The following is an 18,186-nucleotide window of genomic DNA, read 5'->3' as shown; positions in this document are numbered from 1 at the left end:
CGTGCCTCCCGGAGCGGAGCGCCCCGGATCAGAGCGCGGCCGGAGGTGCTTCGGCGGAGGTCACGGCGTCCTCGACGGCGAGCGGCCCGCGACCGAGGAGGGCGTTGCCGAGGGCGGCGAGCACCACGAGCGACGCGGCCGCGATCGGCAGCAGCACGGCCGTCCCCGCCCCGGTGCTCTCCGCGACCGACCCGGTCAGCGCGGAGGCCGCGGACTGCCCGACGATCGTCGCCGAGCCGAGCATCGTCATCAGGGTCGCCGAGCGGCCTTGCGGGGAGCGCTCCGCCGCGAGGCTGTAGAGCGTGACGACCGTCGGCCCCACGCCGATCCCCGCGACCGCCATCGCCCCGACCATCACGGGCAGCGCGCCGCCCGCGAGACCGAAGGCGAGCATCGCGGCGAGCATGAGCGTGCCGAAGACCAGCCAGCGGGCGCGCAGCGAGAACCGCGCCGGGAACAGGGAGGTGCTGAGCGCGAGGATCGTGGAGCCGACGCCCATCACCCCGTAGACCAGGCCCGCGGACTCCCCGTGGCCCGCCTCGGAGAGCACGGCCGTGAGCGAGGTGAGGACCGTGCCGAAGAACAGGCCCACCCCGAGCGCGCCCGCGACGATGACGAGCACGCCGGGGGTGCGCAGCTCCCGGGCGGGCGCCTGGGCCACGGACTCGTGGGAGGCGGGGGCCTCGACCGTCGCCGTGGGGTGCAGGGCGAAGGCGGTGACGAACACGAGCGTGAGCACCGCGGCGCCGATCATCGGGGCGGCCGGGCTCATCGTCGTCGCGAGCAGACCCACCACGACGGGGCCGAAGACGAAGGCGGTCTCGTCGGCCGCGGACTCGTAGCCCATCGTCCCGTTCATGCTGCGGGCGCGGCGATCCGCGGGCATGCGGCGCAGGATCAGCTGCACGAGCCGGCTGCGGGAGAGCGGGCCGATCTGCGGCGAGGACGCGCCGAGCACGAAGCCCACGGCGAGCACGGCCACGTCGGGCAGGTCGCTGAAGGCGACGACCGCGAGGGCGAGCAGGGCGAGCGAGTTGACGATGCCGGAGGCGAGCAGCACGGGGCGCTGGCCGATCCTGTCCGCCGCGGCGCCCAGCAGCGGGCCCACGAGCGCGGAGCCGAGGCCCACGACGGCGGAGTTCAGCCCGCCCAGCGCGATCGAGTCGCGCGCGGCGACGACGAGCGTCAGGGTGCCCACGACCATCATCGCGAAGGGGAAGCGGGCGATGAAGGCGATCGGGAAGTACGCGGGGCCCGCGAGCCGCAGCAGTGAGGGGGCCGGCGTCGTCCCCTGGTCGGTGGGGGCGCCGTGCGGGGCGTCGGTGCTCTGCCGGGCGGTGTGCGACGAGGTCATGGGGATCCTCCGGGACGGGTGGTGCCGCCTTGGACGATCCGTGAGAGGACCCGAGGTAGATGCACTGCGGGGTGGGACGCCTGGAGCCTAGCGATCCCCGCGCAGGTGTGCCAGCGTTCCGCTCGGTGACGGCGCGGACCTCACACGTCGCCGTCCCCTGCCCGTGCGGGCGAGGCCCGCCCCGGACGGATCCGGGGCGGGCCTCGAGGAGGAGGGCGGCGCAGGTCAGGCGGTGGCGCCGGCCTTCTCGCGCTCACCGGCCGGGGCGGGGCCGGCGGCATCCGCCGCGGTGTCCGCCTGCTCGGCCTGGATGGCCTGGAACGAGGTGCGGCTCGCGGCGTCGTAGGTCGCGCGGTCCAGGATCTTCTCCCGCTTCGCGACGATCACGGCGACCAGCGACTGGCCGGTGACGTTCAGGGCGGTGCGGCCCATGTCGAGGATCGGGTCGATCGCGAGCAGCAGGCCCACGCCCTCGAGCGGGAGGCCCAGCGTGGAGAGGGTCAGCGTGAGCATGACGGTCGCACCGGTCATGCCGGCGGTCGCGGCGGAGCCCAGCACGGAGACCAGCACGATGAGCAGGTAGTCCGTGACGCTCAGCGGCACGCCGTAGAAGTTCGCGACGAAGATCGCGGCGAGCGAGGGGTAGATCGCGGCGCAGCCGTCCATCTTGGTCGTCGCGCCCAGCGGGATCGCGAAGGAGGCGTAGTGGCGCGGGACGCCCATGCGCTCGGTGACGGTCTGCGTCATCGGCATGGTGCCCAGCGAGCTGCGGGACACGAAGCCCAGCGAGGTCGCCGGCCACACGCCGCGGAAGAAGGAGCCGACGCCCAGGCCGTTGATCTTCAGCAGCACCGGGTACACGACGAGCAGCACGAGCAGCATGCCGATGTAGACGTCCGCGGTGAAGACGCCGAGCTGGCCGATCGCGGACCAGCCGTAGGAGGCGACCGCGTTGCCGAGCAGGCCGATGGTGCCGATCGGGGCGAGGCGGATGACCCACCACAGCAGCTTCTGCACGATCTCCAGCGCAGAGCCGGTGAAGCGCAGGAACGGCTCCGCCTTCTCGCCCACGGAGAGCACGGCGATGCCCACGGCGATCGAGATCACGAGGATCTGCAGGGCATTGAAGGTCAGGGAGATCGAGCCGTCGTCCCCGGCGGAGCCCTCGAGGCCCAGGAAGTTCGCGGGCACGAGGCCCACGAGGAAGTCGAGCCAGCCGCCCTGGGTGGAGGAGGCCTCGGCGGTGCCGGCGTCCACGCCGGAGTTCGCGCCCGGGCTGGTCAGCGCGCCCAGCGCGATGCCGATGGAGACCGCGATGAGCGAGGTGATCGCGAACCAGAGCAGGGTCTTGCCGGCGAGGCGGGCGGCGTTGGTGACGCCGCGCAGGTTCGCGATGGAGGTGACGATCGCGAGGAAGATCAGCGGCGGGACCAGGGCCTTCAGCAGGGTCACGAAGATCGTGCCGATGGTGTGGAGGATGGTCGTCAGCCAGTTGGCGCCGTCCGGGTTCGCCTCGGTGACGGCGACGGGGCCGATCTGCGCGGCGACGAGGCCGAGGACCACACCGAGCACGAGGCCGATGAGGACCTGCCAGCCGAAGGGGATCCGGCCCAGCGCGCGCAACGGGTTGCGGGTGGGGGAGGAGGGAGTCGAGGTGCTCACGTGTCTCGACGCTACGCGCGGTTCGTTGAGCTTTCAACAGGATGGCTATGCGGTCACATAAGTATGCGTAGGGCATCGGTAGTGGGTCATAGGCCGTGCGGCGCCAAGGCCGTCCGATCAGCGGAGGAGAGGAACGTCCACCGGAGGCGGAGGGGCGCGGCGCGTCCGGCCTGGAAGGCTGGGCCCATGACCACCAGCACCCCTGCCGACGCCGCACCCCGCGACCCCGCCCTCGACGCGGAGGGCGAGGCGGCGTTCGGGGAGCGCGAGCCGAACCGCTTCGGCGCGGACGTCGAGTACCGCGGCCGCGCCCAGGGGCACGAGTACGTGGCCCGGGTGCGCCACCGCCTGCTGGAGACGAGCCTGCTCCTCGAGATCGACGGCGTGGAGCACGATCCCGCCGCCGAGGAGAAGGCCCTCAAGGCCGCGAAGAAGACCGACGGGCCTGAGGGGGACGAGGCGGCGGAAGGGGATGACGGGCCGACGGGCGCCGACGACCTCCGCTTCCGGATCGATGACGGCTTCGCGACGCTGCGCTGCACCGTCCTCCGTCGGGACTCCGACGGGGAGCACACCGACTATGAGCTGGTCACCGTCCGCACCGCGGGCCTCGGCGGCGCGGGCGAGGTGGAGGTCTCGCGGGGGCCGCGCACCGATCCGCTGATCCCGGCCGAGGGGAGTCCCTCCGCGCTGCGGGACGAGAAGCGCGCCGCGCACCCCAAGCGGTTCGCGGCGTTCGCCGCGGCGCGTCGGGCGGCCGGCTATCTGATCCCGCTGCTGGGGCTCGGCGCCCTGTTCTCGAACCTCCTGCGCCCCGTGCGCGAGTGGGTGGCGTCGTTGCTGCGACCGGTGGTGGAGGCCATCGGCGCTGTCGTGAACCCGGTGCTCGAGGTGATCGGCGACCTCCTCCGCCCGGTGAGGGACCTGCTGGCCGCGGTGCTGCGTCCTGTCGCCCGTGCGCTCGACTGGCTCCGTGACCTGCTGCTGGGCTGGATCCCGGATCTGTCCCTGCCCTTCTCCGTGCCGGACTGGGTGCCCGACCTCGTGGTCCCGCTGATCGTGGTCCTGCTGGTGTTCAGCGCGACGCTCAGCGGCATCCGACGGCGCAGCGCCGCGCTCGAGGAGGCGAGGAAGCAGCCCGGCGGGCCCACCGATGCCCCGGACGAGCGCAAGAAGAAGGCCGCGGCCTCGCAGAAGGACGACGGCGACGATGCTCCCGATGGCGAGGATCCCGTGGAGACACCGTGAAGCCGACCTCGTCGCCGCGCGGGGCTGCGTAGCGTCGTTCCCGGGGAGCCCGTCGGGCGCCAGGGGGGAGGGGATCGTGAGGTCGGAGGTCAGGGCGACGCGGGTCGCAGCAGTGGTCACGGGGGTGCTCGTCCTCGTCTTCGCCGCCGTCGTGGTCGGAGCGGTGCAGGGTGCGAGAGAGGTGGTCGAGGAGCTGGCCCGGGAGGAGCGGTCCCCGGCCCTCAGCGACGACCCGCAGGAGCTGCACGAGGCCTGGGGCATCGGCGTGCCTCACGACGCGCGGGTGGTGTCCCATCGCTATGGCGAGGTCGGTCCGCACGGTGAGAGGGACGAGGTCTGGGAGCTGGATCTGCCTGCCGCGGAGCGCACGGGCTTCTGGCTCCCCGAGGAGCTCGCCGCCCCTCTCGTCGGCGCGGACCGCATCACTGCGGAGTCCGTCGCCGTGGGCGCTGCCGTGCCCGACGGCGATCTCGCCTTCGAGTCGCTCACCTGCAAGGAGAAGTTCGTCCAGGACGGCGAGGACGTGCTGCTGGCCTGCATCGACCCGAGCACCGAGGAGTACGTGGTGTTCGAACGGTTCGCCTGACCGTCGATGCTCGCGGACGGCTCGCTCGCGACGCCGGCGCGTCGGCGCGTCGACCGAGGCGGGCTCCGAGGTTCCCACGGCCCGTCGGCCGCCGGAGCGATCCGCCGACGAGGCACACGATCAGAAGAACCCCAGATAGCGGTCGGTCTCGTCACGGAGCTCCTGCTCCGGTGTCCTCGCCGGCGGGGCGTAGGGCTCGTCACCGAGGGCGGCCAGCGCTCGATCGTAGAAGTCGGCGGAGACGAGGACCGCTCGCCGGCGCACCCCGCGGCTCGAGATCGTGACGGGTTCGCGACGCGAGAGCTCGAGGTGCTCGCTGAGCCGGGTGCGGAAGCGGGAGCAGGAGACGGTGGCCATGCGCGGAGCCTCGCACCGGGGCCCGGGGCTCACGAGGGCAGGCGGAGGAATGTGGACGCGAGGGGCATCGGGAGGAACCCCCCGCCCGTCGATCGGTCAGCTCGTCGTTCGATCTGGCCGTCGTTCGGTCGGCCCGTCGGCGCGAACGGGCAGAGCGTGCTGGGGACAGGGCCTCCCGGGAAAAGGCTGGTCATCATGTACATGATGACCAGCGTTTCTTGAACACGGACAGCCGCCTGCTCCGGTCCTCCAGGCATCTCTGCGCGTCCTCTACGCGTCCTGGGAGCCGAGGGGACGGCGGCCGAGCGGCTGCTGGAATCGCAGCAGGTATCCGTCGGGATCCGTGACGAGGAACTGGCGCACGCCCGCCTCCTCCTCGTCGATCCGGTACCAGCGGGTCTCCGGCTCCATGAACAGCGGGACGCCGTGCGCGCGGAGCTCGGCGAGGATCGGATCGAGATCCACCACGGAGATCTGCAGGTTCAGCCCGCGGCCGTACGGCGGTTCCAGCTCGCCGGTCAGCCAGTTCCGACCCGTCCCGCGCTGCTCGAGCATCACGTGAGCGGAGCCCCGGGCGAGGTAGGCGAAGCCCTCGTCGGGGCGGGCGTAGCGGATCGCGAAGCCGCACAGGTCGCGCCAGAAGCAGAGGCTGAGCTCGAGGTCGTCGACGAGCAGCTCGGGCACGAGCGAGGGCTCGAGGCCATGACCGGACTCGTGCCCGCCGGTCGTGGCGGAGCCGAGCCCAGGGGGCCTGGGCCCGTCGGTGGACCCGCTGCCGTGGGAGGACCCGCGGCCGTCGGATGCGGCGCCCGACAGGGCCTCGCCGGGAGGGGTCATCCCGCGTGGGCGGCGAGGTACGCCCCGCGCTCCTGCAGCCACGCGACCTCCTCCGCCTGGGTGCGCTCGCGCGGGCGCACGTCGAAGTGGATCCGCTTCTCGGGCAGCTCCGGATCGGGCACCTCGAGGAACAGGATCGTGTGCCCGGTCGCCGGGTCGTGGATCGGGCACTCCTCGTGGCCGGGGAGGTTCGGGTCCTCGGGATCCATCTCGTAGGCGAGCACCGCCCGCCACCATTCCGAGAGCGCGAACGCGTCGTGGCAGTCGATCGTGGTGTGCGAGATGAGGACGCTCATCACGCGAGTCTCACCGGGAGCGGCCCGTCGGTCAACGGGAATCGTCCTCGGGGGAGGGGACGTCGGGGCGGCGGTCGCCCTTCTTTCGCTGGAGCCGCACGATCGCGACGGTCAGGCCGACGAGCACCGCGAGCGTGACCATCGCCCAGGCGAAGCGGGGCTCGCCCGCGTCCGCGTCGGCGATGAGGATGGCGAAGACGAAGATCAGGATCACGAGCAGCGACATCAGGCGCATCGCCGCGACGTTCCGGCGGCGGTCCGCGCGGTTCGTGCTGAGCCCGTTCTCGCCGACCAACTGCTCGGGCCGGAAGAGCGTGAGCAGCGGCATGATCACCGCGATGCTCAGGGCGAGCCCGCCGAGCATGCCCACCAGCAGGGACAGCAGCGCGCCGAGGACGAAGAACATGACCAGGGGCGAGCCCTCGGGGATGATCCCGCTGTCGCCGACGGCCGCGCGGTACTGCTCCGCGAACCCGTGGCCGACCGGCGGCACGAGGAACGCGAGGAACGCCGGGAGCAGTCCCACGATCGCGCCGAGCACCGGCACCGCCATCGTGCGGTAGAGCGCCGCCATGAGGATGCCGAGCTCCGCGTCGCGCCGCCACAGCGAGGAGAGCACCGCCCACAGCATCGCGGGGGCGGGGCACAGCACGATCACGAAGGTCAGCGCCTCGGCCGTCGGCTGCGGAAGCTCCGCGAGGGCGAACACGAGGGTCCCGGCGAGGGCGGCGAGCGAGCCGAGCACGAGCAGCACCCTCGATGCCGGGGAGAGCAGCCGTCGCAGCAGCGGGTCCTTCGCGGACGTCACCGGGGGTCTCGGGGTGCGAGGAGAGCCGGCGTCGTCGGCGGTGTCCCCGAGCTTCCCGGCGACCTCGCCGATCCGCCCGGGCAGCGCCCGCACCGTGCGGGTGCGCCGCATCATCAGCGGCAGCGCCGCGATCGCGACCAGGGCGGCGAGAGCGGCGAGGAGCACCGAGAGCACGAACGGGAGGTCCTCCGGCAGTGGGATGCCGTGCCGCAGCCGGGGCACGGCGCTCGTGCGGATCCCCTCGGCATCGGCGAGGACCTGCGCGAGACCGAGCGTCGCGAGCGCGGCGAGGAACGCGGCGAGCGGGGGCACCGCCTCGACCAGTCGCGGCGGGGTGCGCGCCCGCAGCTGGCCCGCGGTCACGATGCCTGCATAGACCAGCAGGAGCACGTGGACCACGCAGATCAGCGCGAAGGCGAGCGCGGTCTCGTCCCCCAGCGTCACCGCGATCGCGAAGGTGAGCAGCGGGACCACGAGCAGCACGAGCGCGCCGACCACGATGCGCTGCAGCATGACGGGGCCGGTCGCGACCCCCGACGGCGCACGGGTGCCGGAGCCGGAGCCCGAGCGGGAACCGAGGGCAGAGGGCGCACCGGTCCCGCGGCCCGGGGGCTGGTTCGTGCTCACCCCCGCGATCCTTCCAGCTGCCCGTCCCGCCGGGAACCGTTCGCGGGAGGCTGTGGACCGCGGCGCCCGGGGGAGGGGATGTCGCCGATCCCTCCCCACGGCCTGCTCGTCCACCGCTCGGGGCGGTGGACGTCAGCCGCCTCCACTAGCCTGTGGGGGTGGCCACCGCTCTGTACCGTCGATACCGCCCGGAGTCCTTCGCCGAGGTGATCGGCCAGGACCACGTCACCACGCCCCTGCGGCGCGCGCTGCGCAACGGCCGCATCGGCCATGCCTACCTCTTCTCGGGGCCTCGCGGCTGCGGCAAGACGACCTCCGCCCGCATCCTCGCGCGCTGCCTGAACTGCGCGGAGGGCCCGACGGACACCCCCTGCGGGACCTGCGACTCGTGCCGCGACCTCGCCCGCGGAGGGGCCGGCAGCCTCGACGTCGTCGAGATCGACGCCGCGAGCCACGGCGGTGTGGACGACGCCCGTGAGCTGCGCGAGCGCGCCTCCTTCGCCCCGGTCCGCGACCGCTTCAAGGTGTTCATCATCGACGAGGCGCACATGGTCACCTCCGCGGGCTTCAACGCGCTGCTCAAGCTCGTCGAGGAGCCGCCGGAGCACGTGAAGTTCGTCTTCGCGACCACGGAGCCGGACAAGGTCATCGGCACCATCCGCTCCCGCACGCACCACTACCCGTTCCGCCTGATCCCGCCGCAGGTCCTGACCCCGTACCTCGAGCAGGTGTGCGCCGCGGAGGACGTGCACGTGGGCGACGGCGTGCTGCCGCTCGTGGTCCGGGCGGGCGGCGGTTCCGCGCGCGACACGATGAGCGTGCTCGACCAGCTCATGGCCGGCGCCGGGGACGACGGCCTCGACCACGCGACCGCGATCGCGCTGCTGGGCTTCACGGACACCGCGCTCCTGGACCAGGCGATCACCGCGATCTCCGCGCGGGACGCCGCGAGCCTGTACGACGCGGTCGAGCAGGTGCTCGCCACCGGCCACGAGCCGCGCCGCTTCGTCGAGGACCTCCTGGAGCGGGTGCGCGACCTCATCGTGCTCGCCGCGGTGCCCGAGCGCGCCGAGGACCTCCTGCCCCAGGTCCCCGCGGACGAGCTCGCGTCGATGCGGGAGCAGGCCGCCTCGATTGCCCCGGCGGATCTCTCCCGCTGCGGCGACCTCATCCACGAGACGCTCTCCACGATGAGCGGCGCCACCTCCCCGCGGCTGCACCTCGAGCTGCTCGCCGCGCGCCTGGTGCTGCGGGACGAGCGGGCCGCCGCCGCACCGGCTCCGGGCGGGCAGGGCGGCCCGGCGGGGCAGCCCGGTCAGGGCGCACCCCGGGGTGGCCAGCAGGCGAGCGGGCGCGGTCAGGGCGCCCCGGCGCCGCAGAACGGTCAGGGCGCGCCGGGCGCCGACGCCGCGCCGACGGCCGGGAGCGGCCGGGAGGAGGCGCGTCGTATCGCGCAGGAGCGCGCGGAGGCCTCGCGTCGCACGCGCGGCGGCGCCGCGGCGACCAGGCCCGACGATCGGCGGGAGGCCACCGGCGCCGCGGCGCCGCAGGCACCCGCGCCCCAGCAGGCACCCGCCGCGCGGGAGGAGCCTGCCGCGCGGCAGGCACCCGCGCAGCAGCAGCCTGCCGCGGCGGAGCAGTCGGGGGGCCAGGCCCCCGCGGCGTCGACCGGCAGCCGCCCCGCCACGACCTGGGACCCGACGCCGGCGGCGGACCATGACCGGGCTCCCGCCCGGGGCGGCGCCACACCCGTCGAGGAGGTTTCCGGCCAGGGCGCGGCCCAGGGGGCTGTCGCCGAGGAGTCCGCGGCACAGGCCCCGGCGGCGCAGGCACCCGTGGAGGATGCTCCGTCGCCTGCGGCCCCGGCGGGCGGCCCGTCGACGGCCGACGTGCAGGGCAACTGGTCCGCGATCATGGACGAGCTCGCCCAGATCCGCCGTCCCAGCTGGGCGCTGATCGCGCAGAACGCCCAGCTCAACGCCATGAACGGGACGAACCTGGTGATCGGGTTCCGCACCGACGGGCTCGTGGCGGCCTTCCATCGCGGCACCGCGGCGGAGAACCTCGCCGACGCCGTGCGCCGCATCATGCACGTCGAGGTCACCGTCCAGGCCGTCGTGGGAGACGGGCCCGGCGGTTCCGGCAGGCCCGGTGCCTCCGGCGGTCCGGGTGGGCCCGGCGGCCAGCGCGGCCCCGGCGGTCAGAGCGGCCCCAGCGGGCAGGGCGGGTCCGGAGGCCAGATGGGACTCGGTGGCCAGGCGGGCGCCGGTCGCCAGGCGGGCCCCGATGGTCAGGCAGGCGCCGGCAGCAACGCCGGATACGGCGGCCGGGGCGGTGCCGCTGCTCAGGGCGGGAACGCCGGGCAGTCGACCTCCGGCGGGCGGCAGGGCACCCGTGCGCAGAGCGATCCCGCCGGCTCCGCCCGGGGCGGGAGCCGACCGTGGGGCGACCTCGCCGCCTCCGCCGGGTCGCTCTCGCGCGGGGCCGACGCGCCGTCCGGGCGACAGCGTCCCGCCGTCGACGACCACGATCTCCCGCCGGAGCCCGACGACGACGAATTCCCGTCGGACCCGGAGGACTCGTTCCCGCCGGATCCTCAGGACCAGCGGTCCTCTGCCCCGTCGTCGGCGCCCCGGGCCGCCGCGCCGTCCGCGAGCCGCGGCGCCGCTGCGGCGTCCGCCGCGTCCACGCCCGACGCCCCGCACAGCAGCGGCAGCGGCGACGGCGGCGGGAGCTCCTCCCGTCACTGGTCCGATGCCCTGCCCTCCGCGGGTGGAGCCGACGCACCGACCACCGGGGCTAGCGCGCCCGGCGGCAGCGCCGATGAGGCCCCGGTCGTCGAGGACGAGGGTCGGGACAGCGTGCCCGAGGGCGAGCCCCGCACCTACGGTCAGGCCGCGATCCGGCGCGCCATCGCCGAGGGCCGCGTGGTGCGCTCCCGCCCGGCCGCGCACATCGTCGCCGCCACGACCGGCGCCGGCGCCTCGACCGACGTCGGCGCCTCGTCGACGCCCGCCCCGGGCGGCCCGTCGGGCATCGACCCGTCCGCCCCGTCAGGTCCTGCGCCGTCCGCCCCGTCGGCGGACGACCCGTCCGCCCTGTCGGACCCGTCGGCCTCCGACCCGGGTGCCCCGTCCGCCGGTTCTGCCCTCTCGTCGGGCTCCGCGCCGTCGCCCGCATCGGCCTCCGACGCGGACGGCCCTGCCGGGGCGATGGGCGACGCGTCCTCGTCGGGCGGGCCGTCCGAGGGTGCAGGGACCCGGGCCGCGGCACCGCTCGCCCCCGGCGCCTCGCAGGCCGTCCGCCCGGCCACCGCCTGGGGTGACGCGGCTCCCGCAGCCGCTCCGTCGGCCCCGCGCCCGCAGTCGACCACCGCTCCCGCCGCTCCTGCAGCAGGTTTCGCGCCGTCCGCCGAGCAGGCGGTCGACGACTCCGCCCCGCGCACCGGCGCGGCCCTCGCCCGGCAGGCCTCGCAGGCGGCGCGCGCCGCGGCCGCCGACCGTCGCCAGCAGGCGCAGAGCCGCAGGCCCGACGAGGCCCCCGTGCCGGAGGTCGAGGTCGACCCCACCGGCGGCGCCTCCCGTGACGACGAGGACGCCGTGGTCGCGACCCGCTCGGGCCGCCAGGTCATCGAGGCCGTGCTCGGCGGCCGGGTCCTCGAGGTCATCGACGAGACCGGCGACCGGCGCTGAGCCCCGCCGCGGAGCACACCGGCTCCACGCCGCCGAGCCCCTCCGCGGCGCCCGGCCGCCTCGCGCCGCTCAGTCCTCCTGCGGCGCGAGCAGGGTGAACAGGTCGGTGCGCAGCGTGGCCGGATCGATGTCCGGCGTCGGCGCCGTCACGTAGAACTCCCAGAACGGGAACGCCATCTGCTCGCCCGCCTCGCCGAGCTGCGCGGTGAACGCGCCCCACGCCTCCGCGAGACCGTCGTAGCCGCCCACGTGGCTCGCCGCCGCGACGCGCCCCGCGGGCAGCACCGAGGCGCGCACCTCGAAGCCGCTGGGGAGGGCGAGGGTCTGCGTGAGGTGACCGTCCACGGGGAAGCCCACCTCGAGATCCGCGGTGTCCACCGGCATCCGACGGTGCAGCGAGAAGGCCGGGCCGATCGGCGCGATCCCCGCCTCCTCCAGCGCGGGCACCAGATGGGAGAAGGTGCCGTCCATGAGCGAGGGCATCTCGTGCATGGGGAAGTCGGTGCGGGAGACCACGGCGGTGTGCACGAGCGGCGCGTCGGCGATGGTGCCCGCGGGGATCGGCTCGTCGGCGTCGTAGGGCGAGGGCAGGGTCGTCATCGTCGGATCCTCCTGGGAGCAGCGGTGTCCGGGCGACCGGCGGGCGGTCCCCGATGGGCAGACGCTAACCCACGGGGCCGTGACCCGCCCGGGAGTCGCGGGCCCGGGGCGCGCTCGCCGGCGGGTATAGCGTGCCCGCGTGCTCACCCTCGAGATCGACGGCTCCCGCGTCCACGACATCCCCAGCTTCTACGACGAGATCAACCGTGTGTTCATGACCGGCATGGACTGGCAGCTGGGGCCGAGCCTCGACGCGCTCGAGGACATGCTCCGCGGCGGGTTCGGCGCCCTGCACGGCCACGACGAGGCGCGCGTCGTCTGGCACGACCACGCGCACTCCGCGGCGGCGCTGGGGGTGGCGACCACGCGGGCGCAGCTGCTCGAGAAGCTCGCGCAGCCCGAGCGCTACGACGTCGCGCTCATCGCGCGCCGGCTCGAGCGGCTCGACGCGGAGGGCGGCCCCACCTACATGGACACCGTGCTCGAGATCTTCGGCGACAAGCCCGCGCTGCACCTCGAGCTCGCCTGAGTCCGACCATCCGGCGTGCCCGAGCGCACGCCGCCCTCACCTCTGCGCGTCCTGCCTGGCCACTACAGTGGAGGGGTGTACGAAGGCATCGTCCAGGACCTCATCGACGAGCTCGGGAAGCTTCCCGGGATCGGCCCCAAGTCAGCGCAGCGGATCGCGTTCCATCTGCTCGACGCGGACGAGTCCGACGTGCGCCGTCTCGCCGAGGTCCTCGTGACCGTCAAGGAGACCGTGAAGTTCTGCGAGATCTGCGGGAACGTCTCCGCGGAGACCACCTGCCGGATCTGCGCGGACCCGCGCCGTACCGACGAGGTCATCTGCGTGGTCGAGGAGTCCAAGGACATCGTCGCGATCGAGCGGATCCGCGAGTTCAAGGGCCGCTACCACGTGCTCGGCGGCGCGATCGACCCGATCGGCGGCGTGGGCCCCAACGACCTGCGCATCACCGAGCTCATGACCCGCCTCGGGACGGGGGAGACCCAGGAGGTCATCCTCGCCCTGGACCCGAACATCGAGGGCGAGGCGACCTCCGCGTACCTCTCGCGTCTGCTCTCCTCCCTCGAGATCTCCGTGACGCGCCTCGCCTCCGGGCTGCCCGTGGGCGGCGACCTCGACTACGCCGACGAGATGACCCTGGGCCGCGCCTTCCTGGGCCGCCGCAGCGTCTGAGACCGCCGGGACCCTGCAGGAGGAGCCGACGTGACCAGCCCCTACGCCCGGGCCCTGCCCCCGCTGAGGGACCTCCCCGCCCCGCCGCGCCTCCCGCTCGAGGACCCCGAGCTGGTCCCGCCCGCGCAGATCATGCTCGACTCCCGGCGTGAGCTGGCCCTGCGCCTGCTGCGCGCCGCGTGGGTGCCCGCCCTCCTGCTCGTGGCGCTGTGGCTCGTGCTGTGGTGCCTGTTCGTGCTCGGCTCCGCGCCGACCATGTGGACCCTGTCGCTGCTGTTCGGCCTCGCGGAGCCGCTGCTGCTGAACCAGACCGTCGCCGCGCTCGGCTTCTCCCGCGGCGCGCTCGGGCTCTCCGTGCTGCTGGTGCCGCTGCTCGCCCCGCTGCTGAGCCTCGCGACCCTGCCGCTCGCCGCCTGGCGGGTCGCCGCGCTCGACCCCGCCGCCCAGCTCTCCGAACAGGTCTTCCAGCGCGCCGTCGCCTCCCGGATCAGCTCGACGCTGCTCGCCCCCGTGCTCGTCGTCATCGCCCTCACCGCGGTGCTCGGCGCCGTGGACGGCCCGATCCCGTGGAACGGCCTGGGTGCCGGCCCGCTGATGGCCGTCTGCCTGGCCCTGCTCGCCGTGCAGGCGACCGGTGCGGGGCTGCGGCGCTGGCTGAGCGCCCCGCGTCTGCTGGGCGTGAACCCCGTCGGCGAGCTGCGGCGCACCGCGCTCATCGGCCGGGACCCCGATGCCCGCCGGGAGGCGGCGGCGCAGCTGCTCGCCACGGACCGTCGCCACCTCCCGCCCACCCCGGGCTCGGAGGCGGACGGCGCCGGGCTCACCCGGGCCGGGATGCTGCGCGCCCTCGCTGCGATCGGCGGGGCGTCCCGGCGCTGGTTCTGGCCGGCGCTGCTGGTCGGCGGCTGGCTCACCTTCTCCGTCGCCGATCTGGTCCTCACCTTCTCCGGGCTCGCCGCGACCGAGCTCACCGCCGTGCCCTCGCCGCTCGGCCCCGTGCAGGCGGCCGTGATGCTCCCCGTCGCGGCGCTCACGGCGCTCGCGCTCGCCCCTGTGCCGGGCCTCGCGGCGCGGCTCGTCGAGGGCCGGCGCGGAGCGGTGAGCGACCTGCGCACCTACGAGGACTGGTCGCACCGCGCGCGCGTGAACCCCTGGGAGTCCGGGCTCGTCGCGGTCGGCGGCTGGCTCGGCGCGGGCGTCACGGCCGCGGGCATCGCCGTCGCGACGACGATCCTCGCGGTGACGGGGCTGCACAGCGCCATGACCTGGTCCGGCGCCGTCGTGCTGCTCCTGCTCGCGGTGCCGATGGCGGGGCTGACGGTCGCCGCGGCCCTGCGCCGTGACGCCCGCACCGTGCTCTACGGCCCCGCGGGCCTGTACACGCGGCGCGCCACGCCGTTCCGGCTCGTCGCCCCCTCGCGCGGCACGCGGGCCCAGCGTGCCGCGGATCCCGCGGTGCGGGCGGAGATGCGCCGACGGATCGCGGCGGAGGGCGGGGACCCCTTCGGCCTGCGCGACCTCGACGCCGAGGCCGGGGACCGGCTCTGGGTGGACGACTCCCAGCCCGGTGCCCGGGCCGCGGAGGTGCGGCCGGGGGACGTCGAGCAGGGCCGGCTGCCGGACTTCGGCGGCGAGGGCTCGCCGTTCTCCGCGCCCGGCGAGGACGCCTACGAGATCCCCGAGACCGTCACCCGCCTCCCGAGGCCCTGAGCGGCCGCCGGTCCCGGCCCCGATCGCGGTGATCGGGACCGGGACCGGGACCGAGCTCGCACGCGGCGGCTGCGGTCAGGCGATCCGCTCGCCGCGCCCCAGGTGGCGCACCGGCACGGCGACGCGGCGGATCGCGAGGGTCACCGCGGCGACGCCCACGATCGCCCACAGCCCCAGGCCCATCGGCCACAGCGGGGCGCCGTCGGAGCCGTCCTCGAGATGCGCCGGGTAGCCCTTGTCCTCGATCCAGCACTCGTTGAAGTTCGACGGGGCGAGGGGGTGCGCGGCCGAGCGCATCCCGAACTTCAGCGTGCTGAGCAGGTCGAGGCCCTCGTCCGCCCCGGTCACCCAGCGGTCCGCGGTGACCGTCGGCGCGGTCTCCGCGAGCAGCACCACCGGGTTGCCCCACATGAGCGGCATCGTGAGGTCCAGGCGCGAGATCTGCCGGGTCTCCCTGCGGGCCTCGCACGTCATCGGGCTGTCGGCCTCCACGTCCTCGTCCGCCGGATACGCCGTGGAGTAGACCGTGACCTCCTTCTGATCGGTGATGACGAGGCCGGAGACGCCCCAGGCGACGGGCAGCACGACCGTCACACCGATCACGAGCACATAGGCGAGGACCACCGAGCTCAGCGTGCGCCGCGTGAGCGCGGAGAGCCCCAGGCCCAGCGCGGTCACGCAGGCGGTGAGCACGACGATCACCGCGAGCAGGCGCAGCATGTACAGCGGGTCCACGTGCCCCAGCACCGCGATCGGCACGAGCGAGGGCAGGGCGAGCACGAGGAACGCGAGGCCCGTGGACCAGCCGGCGAGGAGCTTGCCGAGCACGATCTCCGCCGGGGAGAGCAGGCTCGCCTGGAGCGTCGCGAGGGTCCCCGCGCTGCGGTCGCCGTTGATCGCCCCCGCGGAGAGCGCGGGCACCACGAGCAGCATCGCGAACATGACGAAGACGATCTGGGCGCTGAAGATCATCGAGGAGACCTGCTCGACGCCGTCGTACTGGGCGGTGAGCAGCACCGGGGCGAGGCCCAGGGCGCCGATGCCCAGCAGCACGATCATCCACACGGCGAGGGCGACCACCCAGGCGCGGGAGCGCAGGCGCTGCTTGAGCTCGAGGGAGGCGACGAGCCACAGCCCGCGGCCTCGCAGTCGGAGGGTGCCGGTGCGGCGGGTGGCGTTCATCAGAGGGCTCCTTCCCGGCGCGCGGCGTCCGAGGCGAGGTAGGCGGCCTCGAGGCGGCCGGTGGCAGGGGCGAAGGAGGCCACGCGGGCGTCCTGGGCGACGAGGTCCGTGAGCAGGCGGGCGGCGCGGGACTCGTCCGGCAGGTGCACGAGGACCTCCGCGTGACCGCTCGTGCTCGCGCTCGCGGGCACCACGTCGCCGTGGCGCACGCCGAGCGTGCCGAGCGCGGCGCGCAGGGCTCCCTCGTCCAGCGACGTGATCCGCCAGGGGCGGGGCCGCTGCGCGAGCTCGCGCACGCTCGAGGCGTCGACGACGCGGCCGGCGTCCATGAACACCACGTGATCGGCCATCTCCTCGAGCTCGCCGAGGATGTGGCTGGAGACCAGCACGGTCGCGCCCTCCGCGGCGACCTGCCGCACCACGCTCAGCAGGCGGCGGCGGGAGGCGGGATCGAGACCGGAGGCGGGCTCGTCGAGGATCAGCACGCGCGGGGAGTGCACGAGCGCACGGGCGAGGCCCAGGCGCTGCTTCTGCCCGCGGGAGAGGACGTGCGCGGGCTGCTGCGCGAGCGGCACGAGGTCGAGCAGCTCGAGCAGGTGCGCGACCCGCTCCCGCAGCTGCGCGGGCGGCAGGAAGTAGGCGCGGCCCATCGTCTCGAGCACCTCGGCGACCCGCAGCGAGTCCCAGGCGCCGAACTGGTCCGGCATCCAGCCGACGGCCGCCCGCACGGCGGGGGAGTCGACCGCCGGGTCCACGCCGTCCACGAGCACGCGGCCCGAGTCCGGGGCGAGCAGCGAGGCGAGCATGAGCATGAGCGTGGACTTGCCGCAGCCGTTGGGGCCGACGAGCGCGGTCACCGCGCCGCGCGGCGCGGTGAGGTCGAGGCCGTGCACCGCCTGCACGCTGCCGAACGCGCGGCTCACGCCCTCGGCGACGATCCCGGGGCCCTCGGGCCGCCGCGGGGCGGGCCCCGGCGTCGTCCCACCCCCGAGCGGCGGGAGTCCGGCGGGTGTCGACGGGTCCGGTGGCTGCGGCTGCCCCGGCGCCGCGGGGTCCAGGCTGCTGTTCTCGCTCATGGCACCATCTTCCCCGGACGGAGCGCCCTGAACAGTGTTTCTGCGCGCACGTTCCGGATGTATCCCGTGTGCGCCCTGTGAAGATCCCGAACGGGCGGGCCGGTCCGGTGGAGGCCTCAGGTCGAGGGGGCCCCGTCCGCGGCGACGGCCAGGCGGATCGCCGCGCGGAGGGCGACGAAGGCGGCGGTGATCGTCGGCCCGTCGTCGCGGCGGAAGGTGACGCGGTGCAGGACGAGTCCCTCGATCGCGGCGAGGATCAGCGTGACGTGGGCGTCCGCGGGGGAGGGGAGGTCGTGCTCGGCGAAGGCGGAGCGCACGGAGTCCTCGTAGCCGCGGTAGAGGTGCTCTGCGAGCGGTCGCAGCTCGGGGGTGTGGCGCGTCGCGAGCAGCACCTCGTACTCGAACACCTGGAGATCGGTCTGCTCGTCGATCCAGGAGACGAGGTCCTCCTCGGGGTAGTCGGGGTCCTCGAGCAGGAGGGAGACGGGGTTCCGCCGGAGGCTCTGCGGGAGGATCGTGTCGAGCGCCTCGGCGATGAGCGAGGTCATGGTCCCGAAGTGGTGGCGCACGAGGCCGTGGGTCACCCCTGCCTCCCGCGCGACGGAGCGGTGGGAGAGGCCGGCGATGCCCTGGGCGGCGACGACCCGGATCGCGGCCTGGACGAGCTCGCCGCGGCGCTCGCCGTAGCCGGGGCGGCGTGCCGGGGAGGGCGGGGTCGCGGGAGGCATGGTCACCGATCGTACTGGCCGGCTCGGTCCGGTCCCGCGCACGGCGAGCGCGGGCAGGGCCGCCGTGCGCTCCGTCGAGGGGGCCCGGCGGTGTCCACATGGTCGACATCGCGGTCACGAACGCATAACGGGGCGCCCTGACCATAGGAATAATACGAACGTACAACTTGAGTGTCCCCACGTCCCGCGCCGCACCCGAGCGGGGCGACACCGATCCTCGGATCC

At 74.6% G+C, this 18,186-nt stretch carries 16 protein-coding genes; 6 read left to right on the top strand and 10 right to left on the bottom strand.

Annotated elements, in window-relative coordinates:
- Positions 1–28: 28 nt before the first annotated feature.
- Together ACYVAP_RS03275 and ACYVAP_RS03270 are read right to left on the bottom strand one after the other, a co-directional pair.
- Positions 29–1,354: an MFS transporter gene (locus ACYVAP_RS03275; RefSeq protein ID WP_498859510.1), complete on the bottom strand. Its 1,326-nt coding sequence runs from the start codon at positions 1,352–1,354 to the stop codon at positions 29–31.
- Between the two features lie 225 nt (positions 1,355–1,579).
- Positions 1,580–3,016 carry a dicarboxylate/amino acid:cation symporter gene (locus ACYVAP_RS03270; RefSeq protein WP_343904114.1) on the bottom strand — a complete coding sequence of 479 codons (1,437 nt, stop codon included), beginning with the start codon at positions 3,014–3,016 and terminating at the stop codon, positions 1,580–1,582.
- Positions 3,017–3,202: 186 nt separating this feature from the next.
- Here ACYVAP_RS03270 and ACYVAP_RS03265 point away from each other — a divergent pair, with 186 nt between their 5' ends.
- Positions 3,203–4,264, top strand: coding sequence for a hypothetical protein (locus ACYVAP_RS03265; RefSeq protein ID WP_498859509.1), 1,062 nt, complete (start codon positions 3,203–3,205; stop codon positions 4,262–4,264).
- A gap of 76 nt (positions 4,265–4,340) precedes the next feature.
- Positions 4,341–4,850, top strand: coding sequence for a hypothetical protein (locus ACYVAP_RS03260; protein WP_498859508.1), 510 nt, complete (start codon positions 4,341–4,343; stop codon positions 4,848–4,850).
- 120 nt (positions 4,851–4,970) lie between these two features.
- Here the strand turns inward: ACYVAP_RS03260 and ACYVAP_RS03255 are convergent, their stop codons facing one another.
- From ACYVAP_RS03255 to ACYVAP_RS03240, 4 genes are all read right to left on the bottom strand, one after another.
- On the bottom strand, positions 4,971–5,207 hold the full coding sequence (locus ACYVAP_RS03255; protein WP_264450491.1) for a type II toxin-antitoxin system prevent-host-death family antitoxin: 237 nt from the start codon (positions 5,205–5,207) through the stop codon (positions 4,971–4,973).
- Between the two features lie 270 nt (positions 5,208–5,477).
- Positions 5,478–6,044, bottom strand: coding sequence for a bleomycin resistance protein (locus ACYVAP_RS03250; protein WP_498859507.1), 567 nt, complete (start codon positions 6,042–6,044; stop codon positions 5,478–5,480).
- The gene (locus tag ACYVAP_RS03245) at positions 6,041–6,340 is read right to left on the bottom strand and encodes a VOC family protein (protein WP_498859506.1); all 300 of its coding nucleotides are present in this window, start codon (positions 6,338–6,340) and stop codon (positions 6,041–6,043) included. Before ACYVAP_RS03245 ends, ACYVAP_RS03250 begins: the two co-directional genes overlap by 4 nt.
- A gap of 31 nt (positions 6,341–6,371) precedes the next feature.
- The gene (locus tag ACYVAP_RS03240) at positions 6,372–7,775 is read right to left on the bottom strand and encodes a hypothetical protein (RefSeq protein WP_498859505.1); all 1,404 of its coding nucleotides are present in this window, start codon (positions 7,773–7,775) and stop codon (positions 6,372–6,374) included.
- Positions 7,776–7,933: 158 nt separating this feature from the next.
- On the opposite strand from ACYVAP_RS03240, the gene ACYVAP_RS03235 reads away from it, so the two are divergent.
- Positions 7,934–11,467, top strand: coding sequence for a DNA polymerase III subunit gamma and tau (locus tag ACYVAP_RS03235; protein WP_498859504.1), 3,534 nt, complete (start codon positions 7,934–7,936; stop codon positions 11,465–11,467).
- Positions 11,468–11,536: 69 nt separating this feature from the next.
- Here the strand turns inward: ACYVAP_RS03235 and ACYVAP_RS03230 are convergent, their stop codons facing one another.
- Positions 11,537–12,067, bottom strand: a complete 531-nt coding sequence (locus tag ACYVAP_RS03230; RefSeq protein ID WP_498859503.1) for a GyrI-like domain-containing protein — start codon at positions 12,065–12,067, stop codon at positions 11,537–11,539.
- A gap of 139 nt (positions 12,068–12,206) precedes the next feature.
- Here ACYVAP_RS03230 and ACYVAP_RS03225 point away from each other — a divergent pair, with 139 nt between their 5' ends.
- From ACYVAP_RS03225 to ACYVAP_RS03215, 3 genes are all read left to right on the top strand, one after another.
- Positions 12,207–12,596, top strand: coding sequence for a barstar family protein (locus ACYVAP_RS03225; RefSeq protein ID WP_498859502.1), 390 nt, complete (start codon positions 12,207–12,209; stop codon positions 12,594–12,596).
- A gap of 75 nt (positions 12,597–12,671) precedes the next feature.
- Entirely contained in the window at positions 12,672–13,265 is a 594-nt protein-coding gene (gene recR, locus ACYVAP_RS03220; protein WP_498859501.1) for a recombination mediator RecR, read from the top strand.
- Positions 13,266–13,295: 30 nt separating this feature from the next.
- A complete protein-coding gene (locus ACYVAP_RS03215) occupies positions 13,296–14,975 on the top strand; it encodes a hypothetical protein (RefSeq protein WP_498859500.1) in 1,680 nt (559 codons plus the stop codon).
- 75 nt (positions 14,976–15,050) lie between these two features.
- Here the strand turns inward: ACYVAP_RS03215 and ACYVAP_RS03210 are convergent, their stop codons facing one another.
- The 3 genes from ACYVAP_RS03210 to ACYVAP_RS03200 form a co-directional block, all read right to left on the bottom strand.
- A complete protein-coding gene (locus ACYVAP_RS03210) occupies positions 15,051–16,157 on the bottom strand; it encodes an ABC transporter permease (protein ID WP_498859499.1) in 1,107 nt (368 codons plus the stop codon).
- Positions 16,157–17,233: an ABC transporter ATP-binding protein gene (locus ACYVAP_RS03205; protein WP_498859498.1), complete on the bottom strand. Its 1,077-nt coding sequence runs from the start codon at positions 17,231–17,233 to the stop codon at positions 16,157–16,159. The genes ACYVAP_RS03210 and ACYVAP_RS03205 overlap by 1 nt, the downstream gene beginning before the upstream one ends.
- Positions 17,234–17,349: 116 nt before the next feature.
- Positions 17,350–17,961: a TetR/AcrR family transcriptional regulator gene (locus tag ACYVAP_RS03200; RefSeq protein WP_498859497.1), complete on the bottom strand. Its 612-nt coding sequence runs from the start codon at positions 17,959–17,961 to the stop codon at positions 17,350–17,352.
- Positions 17,962–18,186: the final 225 nt, after the last annotated feature.

This window comes from Brachybacterium horti (genome assembly GCF_054777615.1).
The sequence above is the reverse complement of the archived record's forward strand: the minus strand, read 5'-3'. Positions and strand labels throughout refer to the sequence as shown.